This window comes from Niallia sp. M35, from assembly GCF_050971705.1.
In the GTDB taxonomy this organism is placed as follows: Bacteria; Bacillota; Bacilli; order Bacillales; family Cytobacillaceae; genus Niallia; species Niallia circulans_A.
On the sequence record NZ_JBPCEP010000017.1, the window covers coordinates 1 to 18,750 of the forward strand.

The window sequence follows — 18,750 nt, forward strand, 5'->3', positions numbered from 1 at the left end:
TTTAAAAGAATGTATATGTATAAACTAAGACAAACTCCTAATTACCGAATTAGGAGTTTGTCGACAGTCTGAGAGAAGCTTATCACATAGTGATAAGCTTCTCTCACGATGCAGTCCCCTTTAAAGCTACTAAATTATTCTCATATTAATAAAGTCCATAAGTTCCTATATATATATTGCACAATTACCTATTTGGCTAATATAAAAAAAGAGCTGATGATTATTTTTCTAATTAATGCTCAAACAATTTCTTTTTTGTATCACTCCCAACCCTTACATACATCCACCCATTCCTCTACATTTCCGTATATATAAAGTTCTTCATTGGTTAATTCAATAGCTGAATTGCTACTGCCGCAAGCCGGAAAGACCGTATTAAATCGCTTCAATGATTCATCCATGTAGACAGGTAAATCTTCCGTTAATCCAAAAGGACAAACACCGCCTATAGCATGACCAGTTTTCTCTAAAACTTCTTCTGGTGAAAGCATCCTTGGTTTTTCCGAAAAAGCTTGTTTGAATTTTTTATTATCAATTTTAGCATCACCTGCTGTAACAATTAATATCGCATTATTATCCTTACGAAATGACAATGTCTTCGCTATCCTTTGTGGTTCTACCCCTAAAGTTTCAGCTGCCTCCAAAACCGTTGCACTAGAAGTTGTAAATAGTCGTATATCTTTCTCTTTATTCCATTTACTTAGATATGCTTGTACATTTTCTAACGACAATGACGGACCCCCTTTAGAATTTTCATAATATTTTAAATATATCACTTAACAGATCTCAGCTCAAATACTTTTTCCTGCACTCCATTACGCCTAAAAAAAAGTGTCCTCTAACTAACAAAGGACACTTTCTATATTGTGTAGACACAATATAGACAATTGGTTTAGAAAGTAATTAGTTTTTTGAATTCCTTAAACCCAATAATATAGCTTGCTGCAATTAACGCATTAATAAAGAGGATATAAAATAAGCCAATAATATAAACTTTGTATTTTTTCCACTTTTTTTTCATTTGTTGTCCCACCTTTATAACTATTAATATCCTCTTTATTGGTAAATTTATGTATACATAAATTAATACTAATAATAATTTTTTAATCCACTCATACTAATTTTATAAAATCTTCTTCAAATCAAGGATAAAAAGTGGTGACATACATGTTAAGTTTTATCTTACACTATCCTAGCAATATTGAAATCGAACAAGAAAAAGAAAAATTAACTCAACTTTCCATCGATCATTGGCTGCAGCATGACTTTTTGTCGACGAACTGGTGGATTCTATTTCTCGCAACCATTATTCCTTATTTTATTTGGTGGAAACTTGTAGATAAAAATCGTTTTTTTGAAATTTTTTCTTATGGGATGGTGTGTGCCACTTTTTGCATGATCCTTGATGTTATTGGTACTGAGTTTATGCTATGGAGCTATCCAGACAAAATTATCCCCATTATCAGTCCTCTCATTCCTGCTAATTTGGTCATTATTCCGATAACGGCTATGATTGTCTATCAATATTTTACAAATTGGAAACACTTTATGTTAGCGACATTAGGTTGGTCGATTCTATTCTCTTATATTATTGAACCATTATTTATGCTTCGAAAAATGTTTATATTAGGCGAGTATTGGTCCCATACAAGATCTTTTATTGGTTTTATCATACTAGGCGTTATCTTAAAAAGTATTTTTGAAAAGATAAAAAAGGCACTTCCTAATTAACCTTTTCTTTTATATCACATATAATTTTCATTTTTTCACAAACTAACGAAAGTAATAACTTAAAAAGGAGGGAACAAAGATGAAAGATCCTAATGTAAAAAATGCGAACTTTCAAGATCGATTAGGTCTAGATGAAGATGAACAAGAAATGAATGGTTTATACGGCATGGCGGAAACAAAAGAAGAAGATGTGCGTCATAACTCAAATAGTCAATTAAAGCAATAACTAAAAAAGCCCCTGCAGCATACATATTAGACTACAGGGGCATTTAATCTTATATTTTTTTTCTTTCTATCGCTTTTAACATCGCTGTTTCGATCTCTTCATAACTTGTACAGCGACATATATTCGATTCTAGCCATTCTTTTATTTTTTCTTTATCAGGATTCTCTTCATTTAGAAGCAATGCATGGCCGTTCATAATAAACCCAGATGTACAATACCCACATTGGAAAGCAAATTCCTCGATAAATGTTTGTTGAAGAGGACTATTCTCTAATCCTTCTATAGTTATTACTTCCTTTCCAACAGCTTCTATTGCAAGCATTAAACACGATTTCATCGCCATTTGATCAACCATAATGGTACATGCGCCACAATCTCCATTGAAACAGCCAGGCTTAGATCCTGTTAAAAATAAATCTTCCCTTAATACTGCTAGTAGGGTTTGATATGGAGGAATGACTACTAAATGATTTTCCCCGTTGACACGTAACTTCATCGTCAGCAAATTAGGTTCTTTTTCGACCATTAATCTCCCTCCAGTCGTGCTATTACTTTTTCTAAAAGATCTGTAAGCACAAATATACGGTATTCATCTGATCCCTCGACATCATTTAAAATGGGCCCAGGTAATTGATTTACGATTTGATTGATTCGTTCTTGCCGACTGAGCACTCGATTATTGATTATATTTTCTAATATGAGGGAACGGAACGGATAAGGGCATAAACCACTAAAGGCCATTCGCATTTCACCATCTATTTCTAATGCAGCAATGGTAATTAACGGATAACCGGTTTCCCATTGCTGCCTCACTTTAATGGCAATGTACGCACAAGTTATGTACCTTTTTTCAATAAATGCCTGCACAAATAATTCTCCATCTGGAAGCTGTAATTGCTGATGGAAAACATCATGAATATATTCTGTTCTCAATCCATTTTTGCCAGCAAGCACAAGAATGCTGTCTGTCAAAAGAAAAGGTAAAACAGCCTCTCGATAAAAAATAGCACCGCAAATATTACCACCAACTGTTATTTTATTTCTCGCAGTACGATCGGCAATTTCTTTGCAGACATCTGTTAGTAATGGAAAATGATTATGTTCCTCTATTTCAGTTAGAGTGAGACAGGAACCATAAACAAGATAGTCTTCTGTCAGCTGATGAACAAGGCAAGCTGGAATATCTTTAATATCAATGGCTACATCAATGTTTAACTGTTGAACTCTTTGTAATGTGAGGATTTCTGTGCCACCAGCATAATAAGCAGGTTGTCGTTTTTCCGTCTTTGTTTTGGCAAACTGTGCAAATGCTTGACCGATAGTAGATGTCTTCTTAAATTCAAAGTCCATGTACTTCCTCCTTTGTCTGCCGCCAGATGGATTCTGGAGTCAAAGGCAGCCGGACTAATTCATGATTAACTGCTTTTGAAAGTGCATTTGCTATTGCTGCAGGAATACCGATCAAACCATGTTCGCCTGCTCCTCTTGCTCCAAACGGCGCTTCTAAATGAGGTGTTTTTATTATTGCTACCTCATATTTAGGATGTTCGCCAAACCTTAGAGGCCGATAGGTTCGTAATTGCAGATTAAGAATCCTCCCATTCTCATCAAAATAAAAGGCTTCCCTTCCAGCCCAAGCAATGCCCATGCTCATGGCCCCTTTAATTTGTCCCAGTACTCCTTTGTAGTTCAATACCTCGCCAATATCTACAACGGTTATTGCTTTAAGGATTTTGTAGCGAAATGTTTTTATGTCTATCTCTATTTCGACTCCTTGTGCTGCGACTGCCCATTCAGGACCAGGATTCCCTGCACCAGTTTCAGGGTCTAATTTCGTTAATCCAGTAAGTGTATAGCTTCCATTTGCAATAATTTGCCCACCAATAGAATTGCCATTGGGAAAGGTGTAACCATAAACAATATCTTTAAAAGGCACTAATTTTTGCGGATTATCTCGTAAATATACCGTTTCATTAGCAACCTCTATGTCATCTTCTGAAGCCCTTAATACGATTGCTCCCATTTTTTTCAGTTGGCGAATGGCATCATCTGCTGCAGCCATTACTGCTCTACCGGCCATTAACGTACCCCTGCTTGCTACTGTCTTCCAATGCTCTGGTTCTGTTTGTGTATCCACCGTCATTCTTACATGAATTCTCTCCACCTTCATTTGCATCTTCTCTGCTAAAATTTGTGCCAAGACCGTTTTTGTTCCCGTACCTATTTCCACTAAGCCTGACATAAGATTGATGCTCCCATCGGAGTTAAAGGTAATAACGGCACCCGAACTGACACCAGGACCAATAGTTGAATTTTTCCAGCTGCATGCGATTCCTTTTACGCGTACTTTATTAGGAGAAATTTCTTCTAATTGTCCTTTTTCCCATTCCATCATTTCATGTAATCGATCAATGCATTTTTCAACATTTCCAACTTTACTGCTTGTTAACAACACTTGTGTTGGTGTGGTATCACCAGGACGGATTACATTTATACTGCGAAACCGAAGAGGATCCATTCTCACTTTTTTTGCCAGCATATCCATTGCTCTTTCAAAAGCAAAATGTACCTCTCCATGACTGAAGCCCCTATATGGAGCAGGATATGGATGATTGGTATATATACATAAAGCATCACACCAAACATTCTCTATTTTATAAGGTCCTGTACAATCAACCGCTCCAGCTGTACTAAGATGTGGAGATTTATCGGCATATGCGCCCCCATCAAATACGTATTTCAGTTTTGCAGCTGTTATTTTTCCGTCCTCTGTGCAAGCGAGCTGAATGGTTGCTTCTAAACCGATATGTACTGGCGAAACCGCAATATCTTCTTCTCTTGTATTAAATAAACGAACTTTTCGCCCGCCGACTGCTCTTGATGCAATAAAAGCAAAAATTTCAAGCTGTACAGATGCCTTGCCACCATAGCCACCACCAACAAAGGGGGTTTCCACCACAACCTTCCCTGTTTCCACCTTGAAATCCCTGCTGATAATTTTTTTCACCATATAAGGGGCTTGAGAGCTGGTTACAATTCGAACAATCCCGCTTTCGGTAATTTCACAAAGAGCTGCTCTTGTCTCCATTGCGGCATGATCGGATAAAGGAATGGAAAAATGAGATTCTATTTTGACTTCCCCTTCTTGCAAACCTGCCTGAATATCCCCTTTTCTGATCTTAGTATGATTAATAATATTTGTTCCTTCTACAGGGTATATTCCTTCGTCTTTTGTATAATCAAGCATATTTTCATGAAGAAGAGGTGCGTTTTCTTCAAGACCTTGAAGCGGTGAATTTACAATAGGTAGAGGGTCGTATTCAATGCGAATAAGCTGTGCTGCCTTTTTGGCAATAGGAATGGTTTCCGCTACAACAAGCGCAATTACTTCCCCATAATAACGAACTTTATTAACTGCAAGGGCCGGTCGATCAATTACTTCCTCCCCAATTAGAGGAAGATTATCTCCGAGAATTATTGCTCGTACGCCATCTAGCCTTTGTGCTTCTTCTATTTCAATGGAGCGAATATTTGCATGAGCATAAGAGCTTTTCACCATTTCCACATGTAGAGCATCACTAGCGAGATAATCAGCCGTATACCTTGCTCTCCCTGTCACTTTTTCGAGGGATTCTTTTCGAAAAACACTTTTTCCAATATACGTCACTGTGCCCCTCCTCCTTCTATTCCTCGAGATTATTCTAGAATGGATTTTATGAGATTATTCAATTATAAAAAAACTTGGTCAATAATAAACAAATCTCTATATGTATATGAGGATATTTTCAAAAATATAGGTGGTGTAAGCAAAAAAAAGGAAATTTTATGAATGGTTGAGGAAAATCCGTTAACCATTCTCATTGTCTAATGAAGAAAATAAACAAAAAAGAACAGTCTATAAATTTTGTAAAGGTTAATGAGGTAATGGCTACTATATAATAATTAAGTAGCTAGAACAATACAATCCATTACTTTTTTATTCTGAGGAGAATTCCATTATAAATGAAAGGATTAAACGGAGTAACCGGAATACACATAAAAAAAACAGCGCAACAAGACTGGAGAGCCTGCAATCATAAAGTAATCGCGACTAACCCAATCCTTCTGTATTCCGGCTCCGGTTCAAACCTTCATTATCTTCTCGAAATCTATTTAAGCACAGAGACGAAATTAAATTGTCCTTTTCGGAAAACTATTCAGATTCAAATAATCCCTTGTTTACTGAGAAAGAGCTTTCCTACTATCTTCTTAATCCCACCCCATCTTTTTACATAAATTGATAATGTGAGCAAGATGGTGCCGACCATGCCAGGCATACGTTCCCATTAATAATTCAATCGACTGCTTACCATTTTCAGGATGTAAAAATTCTTTTTTTCTATCATCAGTAAAGAGAATGGAGCGGAGTAAATACGTCCATCTTTCATGAAGTGAAGTAAGCAATTGGAGCGAGACAGAAAGAGGCAGTGCAGAATCGGCGAGCTCTGCCCATTGTGCTTCTTCATACGGCTTAATCGTCGGCTCTTTTTCTGTTAAAGTTAATTTTGTTCTGATATAGGCATTCATATGGCTATCTGCTACATGGTGCACCACTTGACGAATTGTCCAGCCGCCATCCCGATATGGAGTATCTAACTGTTCTTCATTTAAAGACACAACTGCTTTTGCTAGTTTATCAGGATATTCCTCCAATTCAGCAAGCCACTGTTGTAAGACTTCTTCGGTAATTTCGCTTTGCCATTCAAATAATCCAATTGGATATTTTTCATCCATATTTTTTATTCCTCCTTATTGACGTTGTAATTTTGAAAAGAGCTTCATTTCTCCAAAAATAATAAGATAGAATCGATCTTTGGCTCATATCCAATTTCCATGTAAATCTTATTGGACGTAGGATTTGTTATATCCGTATAAAGACTCGTAGAGGAAAATCCAGAGGATAATAATCGTTGTGTAAGCTCTGCAACACAATTTGATGCATACCCTCTTTTTCGGAATTCCTTTGGTGTATAAACAAAATTTATCGTTATATTATTTTTCGTCGGTCTGCTTGCATTAGCCATGCTGACTACCTGATTATTTACTTCCCAGAACGCTAGCCGATTACTATCAATCAGTTCTTCTGCCCGTTTAGCAGCTTGGTCCATTTCCATAGGCTCATTGATTGAAACTGCGAAATCATAAACCCATTGCTGGGTGATGGCCTGATCGCTTTTATTCGCCCATCTAAAAATACCAGTATGATCTGCCTTTTTCTTTAATTCCTTCAATTGATAAATACGTTGATCCATGCCAAGAACAACTTTTAAGTTGCGTAATGAGGCAATATGAATGGCAAGTTCTTCTACAATTGCTTTCTCTCCAATTAAACCAGGAATATCCGTGATACTTTCATGTACCAACTTGCTAATAAGTGGTAAATCATTAGGCAAAATCCTCTCAAATACTGCGACGATGATTTGTTTTGGATGTGTTTGCAATAACATGAGAACAGGTTGTTCATTATCATATAAGCCAGCCATTACAGGTGGCTTTACATCTTGATTAGCGTTCATTAAAATTCCAAGAGGCAATCCATTTACCGCTTCATCTTTCTCTAAATGAGGAATCATCACGTTCTTGAAATCTTCTAAATCATAAAACTTCTGTACTAGATACATAGCTGTTCTACTCCTATCATGAATAAATTTAAAGGTTAAAAAATTACGATTGACTTACTTCAATGAACGTTTTAATGGCTGGCGGGGTATAAGTAGTGAATTGATCAAGTAATTGTTTTGGATTAGAATCTACTATCGCAATGGAACGGTATTGCTCTTGTAAAAATTCCGCATCCGCCATATGATTAATTAATCCCACAAGAGGATCGTAATAATGATTAATATTCAAAATTCCTAAAGGTTTTTTATGTAATCCAAGCTGTGCCCAAGTAAATATCTCAAAAAATTCTTCCATCGTTCCTGCACCGCCAGGAAGAGTAATAAAGCCATCTGCAAGCTCAGTCATTTTTGCTTTTCGTTCATGCATGGACTTAACAATAATTAACTCACTTAAAGCTGGATGTGCTATCTCTTTTTCTTGCAAAAAGTCTGGAAGCACACCAATTACTTTACCACCAGCTTCCACCACACTGTCTGCAATGGCTCCCATTAAACCTACGCATGATCCACCATATACAAGTTCTAAATTTCTTCTTGCTAATTCCTTCCCTAACGCAATTGCTTCCTCCGTATAGATTGGCGAAGCACCTGTACTTGAACCACAGAACACAGCAATTTTTTTCACCTTGATCCCTCCATTTTAAGAATAGTACACTTTCTATTTACCAACCTGTGTTCAACAATGTTGAAATGGAAAAATTTTCTCCTTCCTATTATTCTAACTGGATTAACGGCTTAAAAGAAGTCTTATTTTCACTAATTCCCTATTATATTTTTATGATTTTCCTAAGATTCATAGCACATAAGAAAACGGGAACCTATTTTTCAAAAAAAAATAATAAAAAATAGGTTTATATTATTTCAAGATTGGGTAATTGAAACAAGAAATCATCTCTAAGTACACCTAATATCAAGGAGGTTTATAATGGAAGAAGGGAAGGTTTTGTATAAAGGCAGAGTGTTCAAAGTTTTATTTTGCTATGATACAGGTTACTGTGAAATTAGGGATATTTATAATGTTTTTAAGGTAGAACTCGTACATAATTCTCAGCTTACACAATTAGAAGATGTCTGCACACAATAGGTTTATTTTTTTGATAAAATGGAACACTTTTCTTTTCAGATATAAAAGTAAGCGCTATCCAGTTATTTTTCCCTAGATCAACTCCTTTTTTAGATTATTGACCATTTTACATATTTAACAATTTTTGATGAACTTGTCCACACCATAGTCGGTCACTTTCATATCATATAGTAAATCTATAGGTGGAGGTGACTGATATGTCTGAATATGGAGGCGGATTTGGAAGTAACTTTGCTTTAATCGTCGTATTATTTATTTTATTAATTATCATCGGTGCATCTTATGTAGGCGGTTATTAATTCATGTAAAGATTACTAAGGTCTCAAGAACAATCATATATGTGATTGTTCTTGAGGCTTTTTTCGTTTTTAGTATATCTAGTCTATTATTTATTAGTTGTAAGCCTTTAATGAAAAAGCCTTTTGTTCTACCTATGGGATTCTTGTCCATTCACTCTTCTACTTGTTTACATAGGATATATTGTAACTAGTAGAAGGAGGTGGCACACATGTCAGATTGTTATGGCGGTGGCGGCGGTTACAGTAGTAACTTCGCTTTAATAGTTGTATTGTTCATTTTATTAATTATCATTGGGGCTTCCTATTTAGGAAGTTATTAATCCGTAAAAAGAAAGCACGGTTTGTGCTTTCTTTTTTTGTCCTTTTTTGAATACAGATCCTCGCTTATACAAAAAAGGGCACCTATATATATTTAAACAGGTGCCCTTTCCTACTTGCATTAGAAGAATCTTCTTCTTGGTCTACAGTTATTTGAGTTATTAATGTCAGCTCCACAATCAAAATCTTCCACTACTGTTTCGTTTACTTGTCTTTCTGTTACAGGGAAAAAGTTTTCATTACGAACTACAGTTCTGTTTACATTGATGATTTCTGTTGGATGAATATTACGGATTCTGCGTTCATTTGTTGTTGTACGAACAACTGTTTTAGTTGGATGGATGATATCTTCTACTGGGGAAACACGATTAGAACATTTATTGCAATGTTTGTTATTACCTGAACCACCTACATTATTATTATGACGACCCATTCTCTTTCGCTCCTTTCAAATTTTGAATTTCACTTACAATATATATTATGTAAGGAAACAATGCTTGTCCGAGCTTTTATACTATTCTTTGTCAAAATATGCAGAACTACTAAGAGAAAAGTCTATTAATAGAAACGCGGATAATATGTCTAGTAAATATAGATGATTTTAATAAAGCTAAACACAAGGAAATCGGAGCATTTTATAATACCAGCAAACGATCTACAGCTAATGATTCACTAATTAGAACAAAAGCTTATAGATTCACAATCTAATATGATAGATTCCCCTTTTTTAGAAAGAACCCTACAAGTCTGAAATATCTATACTGGCTCCCATTCATCTGCAACAACATTCAATCTTATCTGTTCAAAAATAAAAAGCTATCTCCTCAGGAAAAAGCTTCTAAGCATACAATGGATGTCTCTTTTTTACAAAGGAGGCTGCTAAGATGGAACCCAACTTGAAAATGCGTGGCTGCTTCTTTTTTAGACAATAGGCCATTATGTATATGTCTGTGACTCCATACACCAGTATTGTACGCTGGGAGACAGTATTATCCTTTTTTACATAGATAATCTCAATTGGTCTTTTTTCTTTCCATGCTTTTTCTAATTGCTTTACCATCGTTAACTCCTCCTTCTTTTTCATTATACAAGAACATTCGTTCTTATTCAAGTCATTTGCGAACTAATGTTCTATCCTAAAAACTTTTTACTCTTTCGGGGAGATTTTTTTATCTTTGCTGTTAGACACCCATTTTAATAAAGACAACCAACTTTCCACAGAACTAAGAATAAGATAAAGCAAAAACAAAGGAGTTTTAAGATGAACCTAGCTATACCGCATAGGCTCGAAGGATATCCATTTTCCTCTCATAGCCAATGGAGCCAACTATCCAATTCTCCTCATCAAAAATATTTTACACCTTTTAATCTACCATCATATTCCTACAGTCTTTATAGGCAACCTAATCAAACTTCTATCCGAAAGAACCATTTACTTTCACAAATTACAAAAGCAATTAATGGAGAATATGCAGCCATTTCTTGTTATCATACCCTAAAAAATATCGCTCCTTCGAAAAAGGAACAAACAGTCATAACAGAAATTCGAAAAGATGAAATTAGACATTATAATACTTTTTCCAATTTATATACTCAATTAACAGGAAAAAAACACACACCAATAATGAAAGAAAAATGTCCAACTAATTATCGAAAAGGAATCGATGCTGCCTTTCTTGATGAACAAGAGACTGTCGATATGTATTTAGAAATCGCCTATAATACAACGAACCATCAAGTAAAAGAAGCTTTTTTAAGAGCCGCGCATGATGAGCAAAATCATGCCGTTTGGTTTTTATATTTTATGAAATAAAAGAGGTTAATCTATAATTAATAAGCTCCCCGGAGAAGTTATTCTTCAGTCATAGGGAGCTATCTTTCTTAAATTCAGCTTATTTTCCAATATAATGTAAGACAGTCGGAATACTAAATGAGAACAAAACAACTAAGCTAAAGAGTGTGCCGATTAACAAATAGCTATTTGTAAACTTCCCAGACAAAGTAAACCCTTTCAATTTTGAAAATAGGACAACTATAAAAAAAATTAAGATAGGTAAAAACGAAAATATAAATGCTACTAATAACGCGGCAAGCAATTGAAAAAACACTAATCCACTCATATTAGTAAAATGGCACCTCCACTTTTTCTATGATTACACTCGTACTATATGATAGATATAACGATTTATTACTGTTTTTCATGAGAACTTGACAAAGAAAAAAATAATCGTTTCTCTTTTTGTATGAATCCGTTTACATATATAATTATATAATTTCTTATTTCTTCCTCTTTACTTATTATCTATCTAACTTATTATACCATTTAACTAAACGAATTTTCTGATACGTAATCGTTTTTTTTAAAATGATGGATTACTAAACTCCTATTAACTCCTATTTACAGGTTTGTCTATAGTCTGAAATAATTATTATCATTTAGTTGTCATGAGACTACCTGTAATTAAAATAGCTTTAATTAGGAGGTGTTTCCATTGATTAAATTATTTAGAAAACGATGGATGCTCTTTGATCAAATAGTGAAGACTTATAAACCTTTTGTTACAGTTGATTATGGTGTCATATCTGTATCTCCAAATGACATCATCGGCCTTTCTACACCAGTTAATCAAGTAAAGAACAGCGATAAAATGAAAGAACTTCGAAATTCACTTGAACAAAAGGGCTGGCATGATGAATGTCCCGTCGATTTACATTTATATAGGCTTCCTAATGGGAAATATACAGTTGCAACAGACGGGAATCACCGTACCTATTTAGCAAATCAACTGGAGATACCAAAAATAAAAGCAATGGTTTCGCTCCTTATTCCAGAAACCTATATCCCGGAAAATATCAAAGCAAAAATCGAGGAATATGAACAGAAGGAAAAAACATACCGTTTCGAAGCAGAAAAGCTTAGTAAATCATTGCAAAGTCTTGGAGAAAAACGCAAAAAAGCTAAAGACGAATTCGCTTATAAAAACTTTTGTAAACTAATAGATGATATGTATAGTAAACGACAATATATGCTTCTTGGATTTGCCCGTTTTTTAAATTTAGTACCAAATGAAACAGCGGACTAATCCGCTGCTTTAGTGATTACTTCTCATCGTTACTCTTCTAGGCATGCATGGGAAAGGCTATAAATAGATCATATTTATAGCCTTCTTAAACCATTATAATTATGCTTTTACAGGAAGATGATGATGATCATGATGATGTTTCCCTTTGTGCTCTTTACCAATAGTAATACTATATTCTGCATTAAAAGGAATATTTAAAATAGTAACAGTTAAATCAAAACCGAAAATTGTAAATGGCATAAATTTCACCCCTTTATTAAAAGAATACCTCCAAGCAATCAAAGGATTTATTAATTGCTTGTCCTTTCCATATATAGTATGAAAATGGTGAAACAAATGATTGTGCCATTAATAATTTTTCTATAAAGAAAACCATAAAAAATAAGAAAGCAGCAGTACTGCCTTTGTTTAAATATAGATTTCTTAATTTTCCCTATAGTTAGTTTATATTGCTCAAATTCAGGTAAATATACATTAATTAACAATCAAAGGAGATTGCAACGGTGGATTCATTAAGAAAATTAAGTAATGATCACTTAATGACTGCATACTTTTCTGCAGTTAAACTCAAATTATCAAAAAGACGAATGGTACTTACTTTAAAAAGAAGTATCATTTTTTATTATCAGCTGTTAATCATGTCATCCCCCCTCATTAACCTCTTACCATTTTCCAATACTATTGGACTTCTTTCATAAATATAGTGGTTGTTAATCGCATTTTGGTTAGTTTTATTTCTTTCTCATAACAGTCTTGTTATAATAAAAAAAGATCAATACGAAGGGACTGAATTATGCACAGATATCAATATATAACCCCAAACTAAACTTATAAAATGGAGGGAAAATATTGATTACAGAATTACACACTACAAGACTATTATTAAGAAAAATGAGAGACTCAGATTCAACTAGTTTATTTCCGATTTGGTCGGATCCAGAAGTGACAAAATTTATGAATATCGACAGTTTCACAGAGGAAAGTCAAGCTAAAGAAATGATTTTTTTCTTAGATGAGCTAGCAAAGGAAGATAAAGCCATTCGCTACGCCATCATTGAGCGGGAATCGAACCAAATTATCGGTTCTTGTGGCTTTAATTTTATTGATTTTGACAATGCGAAAGCGGAAATAGGATATGAATTAAGCAAACTCCATTGGGGACAAGGATATGCAAAAGAAGCAATTTCATGCTTAATTCAATCTGCTTTTACTGATTTAAACCTAAATAGGATTGAAGCTAAAATCGAACCTGATAACTTTAATTCAATCAGACTTATAGAAAAGTTATCTTTTACTTACGAAGGAACTTTAAGAAAAGCGGAAAAGGCTAAGAATCGTTTTATTGATCTCAAATTGTATTCACTTTTAGCTTCAGATTAGATTTTTATTAATCAAATTCCTTCAAAAGCGGAGTGATTTATCATACGCTGCTTTTGAAGGATTATTCACGCTTCGTTTATCCCAGTAAGCAAAGCCGCTTAGAAGGAGGCTTGCATTATTTTTTCATACTATTACTGTAAACAACTGTTATATATCCTTTGAACCTTTATTTTTTGAAAAAACTTTTCTAGAAAGGCGTTGTTCCAAATCCTCATAATAGGCTAAAAATTGATTAGTCAACTTTAATTTTGGTAAAGTCAAATATACTAAAATGGATGACATAGTCGCAATGAATGCCCCAACGAAAACATCCATTGGATAATGTACTCCAACCCATATACGCGATATCCCAACAATAAGTGCAAGAATAACCCAAAACAACCAAATCCCTCTTTTAAACAAATAAAAGGATAGACAAATGGAAAAAAATAAAATTGTATGATCGCTTGGAAAAGAATTATCCACAGCCTTTTCAATCAATTTATTTACATTTAACAACTCTTCAAAAGGTTGATAATTTGAATGCAGTATTCCAGCTATTTTCCCTCCAATTTCTGCAAATAGGAAACTAACCATGGCACATAATACCATCATCCTATTTTTCTTCTTGCTACTGAACCAGAGCAGCAAAGTTGCAATAGCTAAGAAATAAACCATATACTCGGCAATGAGTATCATTGGTATATTCAAAAAGGTGTATTGCTTTCCTAAATCATTAATGTACCTAAATAAGTGAATATTAACCTCTGAAAAAATCATAAATATCTAAATCCTCTCTTTTGATATACTATGACTTTTAATTTAAAGTAAAATACGATTTTTCTCCTTCCAAATAGATAACATTTTTCTTTATAAACGAACAGTACTGTAATTTTAATGTGACAATAATGTTTGATTTATAGCTGGATTATTCAAAAATTCGACAATTTGAGCTTTTTCTTTTTTAAATCGTGCATTTTACTCTCTAAATCAACATGTCGTAAACTGCGAGGAGGTGCAATAATGCAGAATTGAATAAAAAAATAACTTGGTCCTGTCTGGAATTTTTTTGCATATAAAAAGCATCCATTTGAGGATGCTTTTTATGCTTTAAATTTTATTCACTATTTCTGAATATTTTTTAAATAGTTCTTCAATTTCTTCTGGTCTGACATCTTCTCCAAAAAGGTCTGCCTGTTTCACATGTAAGGCTAGTAACTCCATAATCATATCGTATTTATTTCTTCCTGTTGTTTTTAATTCCATCATTCCACCTCACCTCTTTTTCATATTTCGTCATAAAATCTTTTTATGTTTTAAGGTTCATTCCAAAACAAGGTAGAAGCATAAGGGATTACAATTGTTACAAAAACAATCAGAGAATTTCCAACAAGAGCAAAAGTCTTAAATATTCCTTTTTTGCCAACTATTCCTAAAACAAGACCGATTACAGGTAATACCCACATAAAGAATATAGCGAATTCTCTTTTAAAATTACTTGCGTCCCAAAAAAATCTTATAACACCTGTTAAAGATATAAAAAAGATAATAAAAGAAGCAATGCTAAAGAACTTTTTCATAGTTTCTCCCCCTACTGTTAAATATTACCACAAACAGAGTTTTATAAAAATAGGGAATATTAAGTTACTATTCTTTTTATTTCTCTTTTATTCATCTCATTATGCGCTTTAATTCTGCTATATACTGCTTTATTCTTTTTAATAAAAATCAACACAAAATTATAGATTTCCTTACTCTTTATTTCTCTTTCTAATTTTCATCATTGTATTTGCATTTCTTTGGAATTCATATGGCACGCGAACTTCTTCAACATCATGCCCATTATTTTTGAGTATCTTCACAATCTCATCTAAATGCTCGTATCTGTTTCCAGTAAGATCAACAAGTGGAAAGATACGAATTTCTTCTTTTGCTATCCGAAGCAATTCTGCAATCACATCGAGGTGAAATACTTTATTAAGACGATCACCGTATGTAAACAAAAAGTGTGCAGAGAGAATCAAGTCAAATTGTTCACTTTCAAACGGGAGTGAAGGCAATGTCACAGGAATATAGCAGCCAGGATTCTCTTTCATATCAGCTGCACAATCATTAAGTGCTTGGGTTCGGTGCTGCGCTAGATCTTTAACATCTTTAAAATAATCAAACACGTACTGTTCTTTTGCTTTTTCTACACTCTCCATTGCGTGTTCAAGATCTTTTCTCCCCTTATTGGCAAGCAATTCACCCGGATGATAATAAGCGATATCACATGCGGTGACTTCCAGTCCTTTTTGCTTGCCGATGGCTGTAAAAGAGCAGGCTCCTGCCGGACAGTCTAAAATCTTTTTTCCTTGTAATTCGTCTAACGAAAGTGAAAACATCTCCATATATTCCTCAAATGTTCTTCCGATAAAAACGATCCGTTCTAAATCTAACCCATTTTTACTCATATCTACTCATCCCCTTAATTTATAAAATAAAAAAGGGTCCTCATCCTAATAAAGGACGAGAAACCCCGTGGTACCACCTTCGTTCGTTTATTAAAAAATAAACGCACTTTACTATACAGAAACAATTTATAATTGCTCCATATATTGTCCTTTTTATCGGTAGGACATTCCGCCATAACCTACTATTCATTCAGCTTGGTTGCTCAGAAGCCCATTCAACAAAATTCCCATACCGATTCTCACCAACCATCAGCTCTCTAAAATGTTCCTAATGTTTACTCTTCTTCATCATCACATAATATATTTGGTTTTTATTTACCATTTTTCAAAGTGTTTTTTTTATTTTATTACCTATTTAAAAAATTGTCAAAATATTTTATGATTCACTAACTACACCATTGTATTACAATTCATTTAAGAGGTTAAATGACTTAACTTACTGTCAAAGATCCACTGAAAAACTGGATGGAATTCCATCATTCCATTCTACTAAAACTTTTTAAAACATCTGCATTTATTCAGAAGAAACTGATTAGGATAAACACAGAGAATTTAGTGAAGACTAATATTCCTAAATGATTAATAACCAAAGTTTATGCAAGCTTTACTTTTAAAACCATCACATATAAAAAGTCTCGGTATTTTATTAAATACCGAGACTTTTACTAATCAATACATTTCCATATACTGGTCGCGCTCCCATGGGTGCACTTGGACACGGAACATATCCCATTCAATCTCTTTAGCTTCTACAAAGTGATCAAAGATATGCTCGCCTAGAGCGTCAATCATTGTTTCATTTTGCTTTAGCTCATCTAATGCTTGCGCTAAAGTTGATGGTAAATCAACAATGCCTTCCGCAATTCTTTCTTCTTTGCTCATGATGTAGATATTTCGATCTACTGGAGCAGGAGGAGTCATTTGGTTTTCGATTCCGTCTAAACCTGCTTTTAATAAAGCTGCCATTGCTAAGTATGGGTTAGCAGCTGGATCTACACTACGTACTTCTACACGAGTACTTAAGCCACGTGAAGCTGGAATACGCATTAGTGGAGAACGATTTCTAGCAGACCATGCAACATAGCAAGGTGCTTCATAACCAGGTACTAGACGCTTATATGAGTTTACAGTCGGGTTAGTAATGGCTGTAAAGCTAGTAGCATGTTTACCGATACCAGCGATAAATTGCAATGCTGTTTCACTTAATTCTAATTCACCTTTTGGATCATAGAAAACATTTTCGCCATTTTTGAATAGAGAAAGGTTGCAGTGCATACCTGAACCATTCACACCAAATAATGGTTTTGGCATAAATGTTGCATGAAGTCCATGCTTGCGAGCAATTGTTTTAACAACTAATTTAAATGTTTGAATTTGATCACAAGCTGTAATTGCATCCGCGTATTTAAAATCAATTTCATGCTGTCCTGGTGCTACTTCATGGTGAGATGCTTCAATTTCAAAGCCCATCTCTTCCAATTCTAACACGATATCACGACGACAGTTTTCTCCTAAGTCTGTTGGTGCTAAATCGAAGTAACCACCATTATCATTAAGTTCTAAAGAAGGTGCGCCTTTTTCATCCAATTTAAATAAGAAAAATTCCGGCTCAGGCCCAAGATTGAAATCTGTGAATCCTAGATCTTCCATCTCTTTCAAGACTCTTTTAAGATTATTACGAGGATCTCCTCCAAATGGTGTTCCATCTGGATTGTAAATATCACAAATCAAACGTGCTACTTTTCCTTTTTCAGCAGTCCATGGGAATACTACCCAAGTGTTTAAATCAGGATATAGGTACATATCTGATTCTTCAATACGTACAAAGCCTTCGATAGAAGAACCATCAAACATCATTTTATTATCCAATGCCTTATCTAACTGACTAATTGGAATTTCCACGTTTTTGATTGTTCCTAGGATATCCGTGAACTGTAAACGGATAAATTTCACATCACTTTCACTTGCAAACCTTTTGATATCTTCTTTAGTGTAATTTTTAGCCACGACTATTCCTCCACTCCCTACTTTTCTTCTTATCTATTTTTGAAAATAACGAGACATGTCTCCTTGTCTCATAGAGGGACGATGAGTATCATTAAAACGACCTGCATTTAATAATTCTTTACGCAATAATTTACGCAAATCCTCATCAGATAATTCTCTGCGTGCTTTTTCTGCTTCTTTCTTTACTTCATCTGTCAGCACTTGTTTTTCTTGAACAGAGAATATTTGTTTAATTCCAGCAAGGTTTACTCCTTGATCAATTAGATCTTTAATCTCCAATAACTTATCAATATCCGATAATGAAAAAAGTCTTCTATTGCCATCCGATCTTGCTGGAGCCACTAATTCGTGTTCTTCATAGTAACGAATTTGTCGAGCAGACAGCTCTGTTAATTGCATGACAATACTTATTGGAAAAAGAGGCATCGATCGACGAATTTGACTACCAGACATAGCATTCGGCTCCTTTAAATTGATTTAATTCCCCTTCATTATATGATTGGGGAAAAAAGATGTCAACTAATGTTACA

Annotated in this window: 27 protein-coding genes and 1 other annotated feature; of the genes, 9 read left to right on the plus strand and 18 right to left on the minus strand. The window is 34.3% G+C overall.

Going from position 1 to position 18,750, the window contains the following annotated elements; translation table 11 throughout:
- Positions 1-260: 260 nt before the first annotated feature.
- Positions 261-731: a YbaK/EbsC family protein gene (locus NiCM35_RS21255; RefSeq protein ID WP_095328491.1), complete on the minus strand. Its 471-nt coding sequence runs from the start codon at positions 729-731 to the stop codon at positions 261-263.
- A 161-nt stretch (positions 732-892) separates the two neighbouring features.
- Entirely contained in the window at positions 893-1,021 is a 129-nt protein-coding gene (locus NiCM35_RS21260) for a hypothetical protein (protein ID WP_268877100.1), read from the minus strand.
- 146 nt (positions 1,022-1,167) lie between these two features.
- On the opposite strand from NiCM35_RS21260, the gene NiCM35_RS21265 reads away from it, so the two are divergent.
- Both NiCM35_RS21265 and NiCM35_RS21270 read left to right on the plus strand, forming a co-directional pair.
- A complete protein-coding gene (locus NiCM35_RS21265) occupies positions 1,168-1,731 on the plus strand; it encodes a CBO0543 family protein (protein WP_095328490.1) in 564 nt (187 codons plus the stop codon).
- A 79-nt stretch (positions 1,732-1,810) separates the two neighbouring features.
- Positions 1,811-1,957 carry a DUF4021 domain-containing protein gene (locus NiCM35_RS21270; protein WP_095328489.1) on the plus strand — a complete coding sequence of 49 codons (147 nt, stop codon included), beginning with the start codon at positions 1,811-1,813 and terminating at the stop codon, positions 1,955-1,957.
- 49 nt (positions 1,958-2,006) lie between these two features.
- On the opposite strand, the gene NiCM35_RS21275 is transcribed toward NiCM35_RS21270, so the two are convergent.
- The 6 genes from NiCM35_RS21275 to NiCM35_RS21300 all read right to left on the minus strand — a co-directional run bounded on the left by NiCM35_RS21275 (position 2,007) and on the right by NiCM35_RS21300 (position 8,242).
- Complete coding sequence (locus NiCM35_RS21275) at positions 2,007-2,483, minus strand: (2Fe-2S)-binding protein (RefSeq protein WP_163188587.1); 477 nt, start codon at positions 2,481-2,483, stop codon at positions 2,007-2,009.
- Positions 2,483-3,307 carry an FAD binding domain-containing protein gene (locus tag NiCM35_RS21280; protein ID WP_095328488.1) on the minus strand — a complete coding sequence of 275 codons (825 nt, stop codon included), beginning with the start codon at positions 3,305-3,307 and terminating at the stop codon, positions 2,483-2,485. Before NiCM35_RS21280 ends, NiCM35_RS21275 begins: the two co-directional genes overlap by 1 nt.
- The gene (locus NiCM35_RS21285; RefSeq protein ID WP_433780730.1) at positions 3,297-5,624 is read right to left on the minus strand and encodes a xanthine dehydrogenase family protein molybdopterin-binding subunit; all 2,328 of its coding nucleotides are present in this window, start codon (positions 5,622-5,624) and stop codon (positions 3,297-3,299) included. The genes NiCM35_RS21280 and NiCM35_RS21285 overlap by 11 nt, the downstream gene beginning before the upstream one ends.
- Before the next feature lie 581 nt (positions 5,625-6,205).
- Positions 6,206-6,730: a YfiT family bacillithiol transferase gene (locus tag NiCM35_RS21290; protein WP_095328486.1), complete on the minus strand. Its 525-nt coding sequence runs from the start codon at positions 6,728-6,730 to the stop codon at positions 6,206-6,208.
- A 44-nt stretch (positions 6,731-6,774) separates the two neighbouring features.
- The gene (locus tag NiCM35_RS21295; protein WP_123257627.1) at positions 6,775-7,617 is read right to left on the minus strand and encodes a GNAT family N-acetyltransferase; all 843 of its coding nucleotides are present in this window, start codon (positions 7,615-7,617) and stop codon (positions 6,775-6,777) included.
- Positions 7,618-7,660: 43 nt separating this feature from the next.
- On the minus strand, positions 7,661-8,242 hold the full coding sequence (locus NiCM35_RS21300) for an LOG family protein (RefSeq protein ID WP_095328484.1): 582 nt from the start codon (positions 8,240-8,242) through the stop codon (positions 7,661-7,663).
- Positions 8,243-8,542: 300 nt separating this feature from the next.
- Between NiCM35_RS21300 and NiCM35_RS21305 the strand changes: the two genes are divergently transcribed.
- From NiCM35_RS21305 to NiCM35_RS21315, 3 genes are all read left to right on the plus strand, one after another.
- A complete protein-coding gene (locus tag NiCM35_RS21305; RefSeq protein ID WP_164463630.1) occupies positions 8,543-8,701 on the plus strand; it encodes a hypothetical protein in 159 nt (52 codons plus the stop codon).
- A gap of 197 nt (positions 8,702-8,898) precedes the next feature.
- Positions 8,899-9,000 carry a YjcZ family sporulation protein gene (locus NiCM35_RS21310; protein ID WP_095328483.1) on the plus strand — a complete coding sequence of 34 codons (102 nt, stop codon included), beginning with the start codon at positions 8,899-8,901 and terminating at the stop codon, positions 8,998-9,000.
- Between the two features lie 209 nt (positions 9,001-9,209).
- Positions 9,210-9,320 (plus strand): YjcZ family sporulation protein, encoded by a 111-nt coding sequence (locus NiCM35_RS21315; RefSeq protein ID WP_095328482.1) that lies wholly within the window; start codon positions 9,210-9,212, stop codon positions 9,318-9,320.
- Between the two features lie 119 nt (positions 9,321-9,439).
- Here the strand turns inward: NiCM35_RS21315 and NiCM35_RS21320 are convergent, their stop codons facing one another.
- Complete coding sequence (locus NiCM35_RS21320) at positions 9,440-9,751, minus strand: spore coat protein (protein ID WP_095328481.1); 312 nt, start codon at positions 9,749-9,751, stop codon at positions 9,440-9,442.
- 405 nt (positions 9,752-10,156) lie between these two features.
- Positions 10,157-10,378: a WYL domain-containing protein gene (locus tag NiCM35_RS21325; RefSeq protein ID WP_095328480.1), complete on the minus strand. Its 222-nt coding sequence runs from the start codon at positions 10,376-10,378 to the stop codon at positions 10,157-10,159.
- Positions 10,379-10,579: 201 nt separating this feature from the next.
- On the opposite strand from NiCM35_RS21325, the gene NiCM35_RS21330 reads away from it, so the two are divergent.
- Positions 10,580-11,131: a ferritin family protein gene (locus tag NiCM35_RS21330; protein ID WP_123257626.1), complete on the plus strand. Its 552-nt coding sequence runs from the start codon at positions 10,580-10,582 to the stop codon at positions 11,129-11,131.
- A gap of 79 nt (positions 11,132-11,210) precedes the next feature.
- Here NiCM35_RS21330 and NiCM35_RS21335 read toward each other — a convergent pair whose 3' ends face one another.
- Complete coding sequence (locus NiCM35_RS21335; RefSeq protein ID WP_095328479.1) at positions 11,211-11,438, minus strand: hypothetical protein; 228 nt, start codon at positions 11,436-11,438, stop codon at positions 11,211-11,213.
- A gap of 372 nt (positions 11,439-11,810) precedes the next feature.
- Here NiCM35_RS21335 and NiCM35_RS21340 point away from each other — a divergent pair, with 372 nt between their 5' ends.
- Entirely contained in the window at positions 11,811-12,401 is a 591-nt protein-coding gene (locus tag NiCM35_RS21340; protein WP_163188591.1) for a hypothetical protein, read from the plus strand.
- A 99-nt stretch (positions 12,402-12,500) separates the two neighbouring features.
- On the opposite strand, the gene NiCM35_RS21345 is transcribed toward NiCM35_RS21340, so the two are convergent.
- A complete protein-coding gene (locus NiCM35_RS21345; protein WP_163188593.1) occupies positions 12,501-12,641 on the minus strand; it encodes a hypothetical protein in 141 nt (46 codons plus the stop codon).
- 263 nt (positions 12,642-12,904) lie between these two features.
- Between NiCM35_RS21345 and NiCM35_RS21350 the strand changes: the two genes are divergently transcribed.
- Complete coding sequence (locus NiCM35_RS21350) at positions 12,905-13,099, plus strand: hypothetical protein (RefSeq protein WP_172860331.1); 195 nt, start codon at positions 12,905-12,907, stop codon at positions 13,097-13,099.
- A gap of 151 nt (positions 13,100-13,250) precedes the next feature.
- On the plus strand, positions 13,251-13,781 hold the full coding sequence (locus NiCM35_RS21355; RefSeq protein ID WP_095328477.1) for a GNAT family N-acetyltransferase: 531 nt from the start codon (positions 13,251-13,253) through the stop codon (positions 13,779-13,781).
- A 147-nt stretch (positions 13,782-13,928) separates the two neighbouring features.
- On the opposite strand, the gene NiCM35_RS21360 is transcribed toward NiCM35_RS21355, so the two are convergent.
- The 6 genes from NiCM35_RS21360 to NiCM35_RS21385 form a co-directional block, all read right to left on the minus strand.
- Positions 13,929-14,540, minus strand: a complete 612-nt coding sequence (locus tag NiCM35_RS21360) for an undecaprenyl-diphosphatase (RefSeq protein WP_095328476.1) — start codon at positions 14,538-14,540, stop codon at positions 13,929-13,931.
- Positions 14,541-14,870: 330 nt separating this feature from the next.
- Positions 14,871-15,029 carry a hypothetical protein gene (locus tag NiCM35_RS21365; protein ID WP_164463629.1) on the minus strand — a complete coding sequence of 53 codons (159 nt, stop codon included), beginning with the start codon at positions 15,027-15,029 and terminating at the stop codon, positions 14,871-14,873.
- Positions 15,030-15,076: 47 nt separating this feature from the next.
- Positions 15,077-15,340 (minus strand): hypothetical protein, encoded by a 264-nt coding sequence (locus tag NiCM35_RS21370; protein WP_123257620.1) that lies wholly within the window; start codon positions 15,338-15,340, stop codon positions 15,077-15,079.
- Between the two features lie 171 nt (positions 15,341-15,511).
- Entirely contained in the window at positions 15,512-16,213 is a 702-nt protein-coding gene (locus NiCM35_RS21375) for a class I SAM-dependent methyltransferase (RefSeq protein WP_123257619.1), read from the minus strand.
- Positions 16,214-16,261: 48 nt separating this feature from the next.
- Positions 16,262-16,514: a binding site (T-box leader), on the minus strand.
- A 368-nt stretch (positions 16,515-16,882) separates the two neighbouring features.
- Complete coding sequence (gene glnA / locus NiCM35_RS21380) at positions 16,883-18,220, minus strand: type I glutamate--ammonia ligase (protein WP_123257618.1); 1,338 nt, start codon at positions 18,218-18,220, stop codon at positions 16,883-16,885.
- Positions 18,221-18,253: 33 nt separating this feature from the next.
- Positions 18,254-18,673, minus strand: a complete 420-nt coding sequence (locus NiCM35_RS21385; protein ID WP_016204997.1) for a MerR family transcriptional regulator — start codon at positions 18,671-18,673, stop codon at positions 18,254-18,256.
- Positions 18,674-18,750: the final 77 nt, after the last annotated feature.

Coding starts and splice junctions, on each gene's coding strand:
- NiCM35_RS21295 (WP_123257627.1), bottom strand. CDS start 7,617: ATGTATCTAGTACAGAAGTTTTATGATTTAGAAGATTTCAAGAACGTG.
- NiCM35_RS21270 (WP_095328489.1), top strand. CDS start 1,811: ATGAAAGATCCTAATGTAAAAAATGCGAACTTTCAAGATCGATTAGGT.
- NiCM35_RS21330 (WP_123257626.1), top strand. CDS start 10,580: ATGAACCTAGCTATACCGCATAGGCTCGAAGGATATCCATTTTCCTCT.
- NiCM35_RS21325 (WP_095328480.1), bottom strand. CDS start 10,378: ATGGTAAAGCAATTAGAAAAAGCATGGAAAGAAAAAAGACCAATTGAG.
- NiCM35_RS21320 (WP_095328481.1), bottom strand. CDS start 9,751: ATGGGTCGTCATAATAATAATGTAGGTGGTTCAGGTAATAACAAACAT.
- NiCM35_RS21385 (WP_016204997.1), bottom strand. CDS start 18,673: ATGTCTGGTAGTCAAATTCGTCGATCGATGCCTCTTTTTCCAATAAGT.
- NiCM35_RS21260 (WP_268877100.1), bottom strand. CDS start 1,021: ATGAAAAAAAAGTGGAAAAAATACAAAGTTTATATTATTGGCTTATTT.
- NiCM35_RS21280 (WP_095328488.1), bottom strand. CDS start 3,307: ATGGACTTTGAATTTAAGAAGACATCTACTATCGGTCAAGCATTTGCA.
- NiCM35_RS21360 (WP_095328476.1), bottom strand. CDS start 14,540: ATGATTTTTTCAGAGGTTAATATTCACTTATTTAGGTACATTAATGAT.
- NiCM35_RS21365 (WP_164463629.1), bottom strand. CDS start 15,029: ATGATGGAATTAAAAACAACAGGAAGAAATAAATACGATATGATTATG.
- NiCM35_RS21305 (WP_164463630.1), top strand. CDS start 8,543: ATGGAAGAAGGGAAGGTTTTGTATAAAGGCAGAGTGTTCAAAGTTTTA.
- NiCM35_RS21265 (WP_095328490.1), top strand. CDS start 1,168: ATGTTAAGTTTTATCTTACACTATCCTAGCAATATTGAAATCGAACAA.
- NiCM35_RS21375 (WP_123257619.1), bottom strand. CDS start 16,213: ATGAGTAAAAATGGGTTAGATTTAGAACGGATCGTTTTTATCGGAAGA.
- NiCM35_RS21335 (WP_095328479.1), bottom strand. CDS start 11,438: ATGAGTGGATTAGTGTTTTTTCAATTGCTTGCCGCGTTATTAGTAGCA.
- NiCM35_RS21310 (WP_095328483.1), top strand. CDS start 8,899: ATGTCTGAATATGGAGGCGGATTTGGAAGTAACTTTGCTTTAATCGTC.
- NiCM35_RS21370 (WP_123257620.1), bottom strand. CDS start 15,340: ATGAAAAAGTTCTTTAGCATTGCTTCTTTTATTATCTTTTTTATATCT.
- NiCM35_RS21275 (WP_163188587.1), bottom strand. CDS start 2,483: ATGGTCGAAAAAGAACCTAATTTGCTGACGATGAAGTTACGTGTCAAC.
- NiCM35_RS21290 (WP_095328486.1), bottom strand. CDS start 6,730: ATGGATGAAAAATATCCAATTGGATTATTTGAATGGCAAAGCGAAATT.
- NiCM35_RS21315 (WP_095328482.1), top strand. CDS start 9,210: ATGTCAGATTGTTATGGCGGTGGCGGCGGTTACAGTAGTAACTTCGCT.
- NiCM35_RS21345 (WP_163188593.1), bottom strand. CDS start 12,641: ATGCCATTTACAATTTTCGGTTTTGATTTAACTGTTACTATTTTAAAT.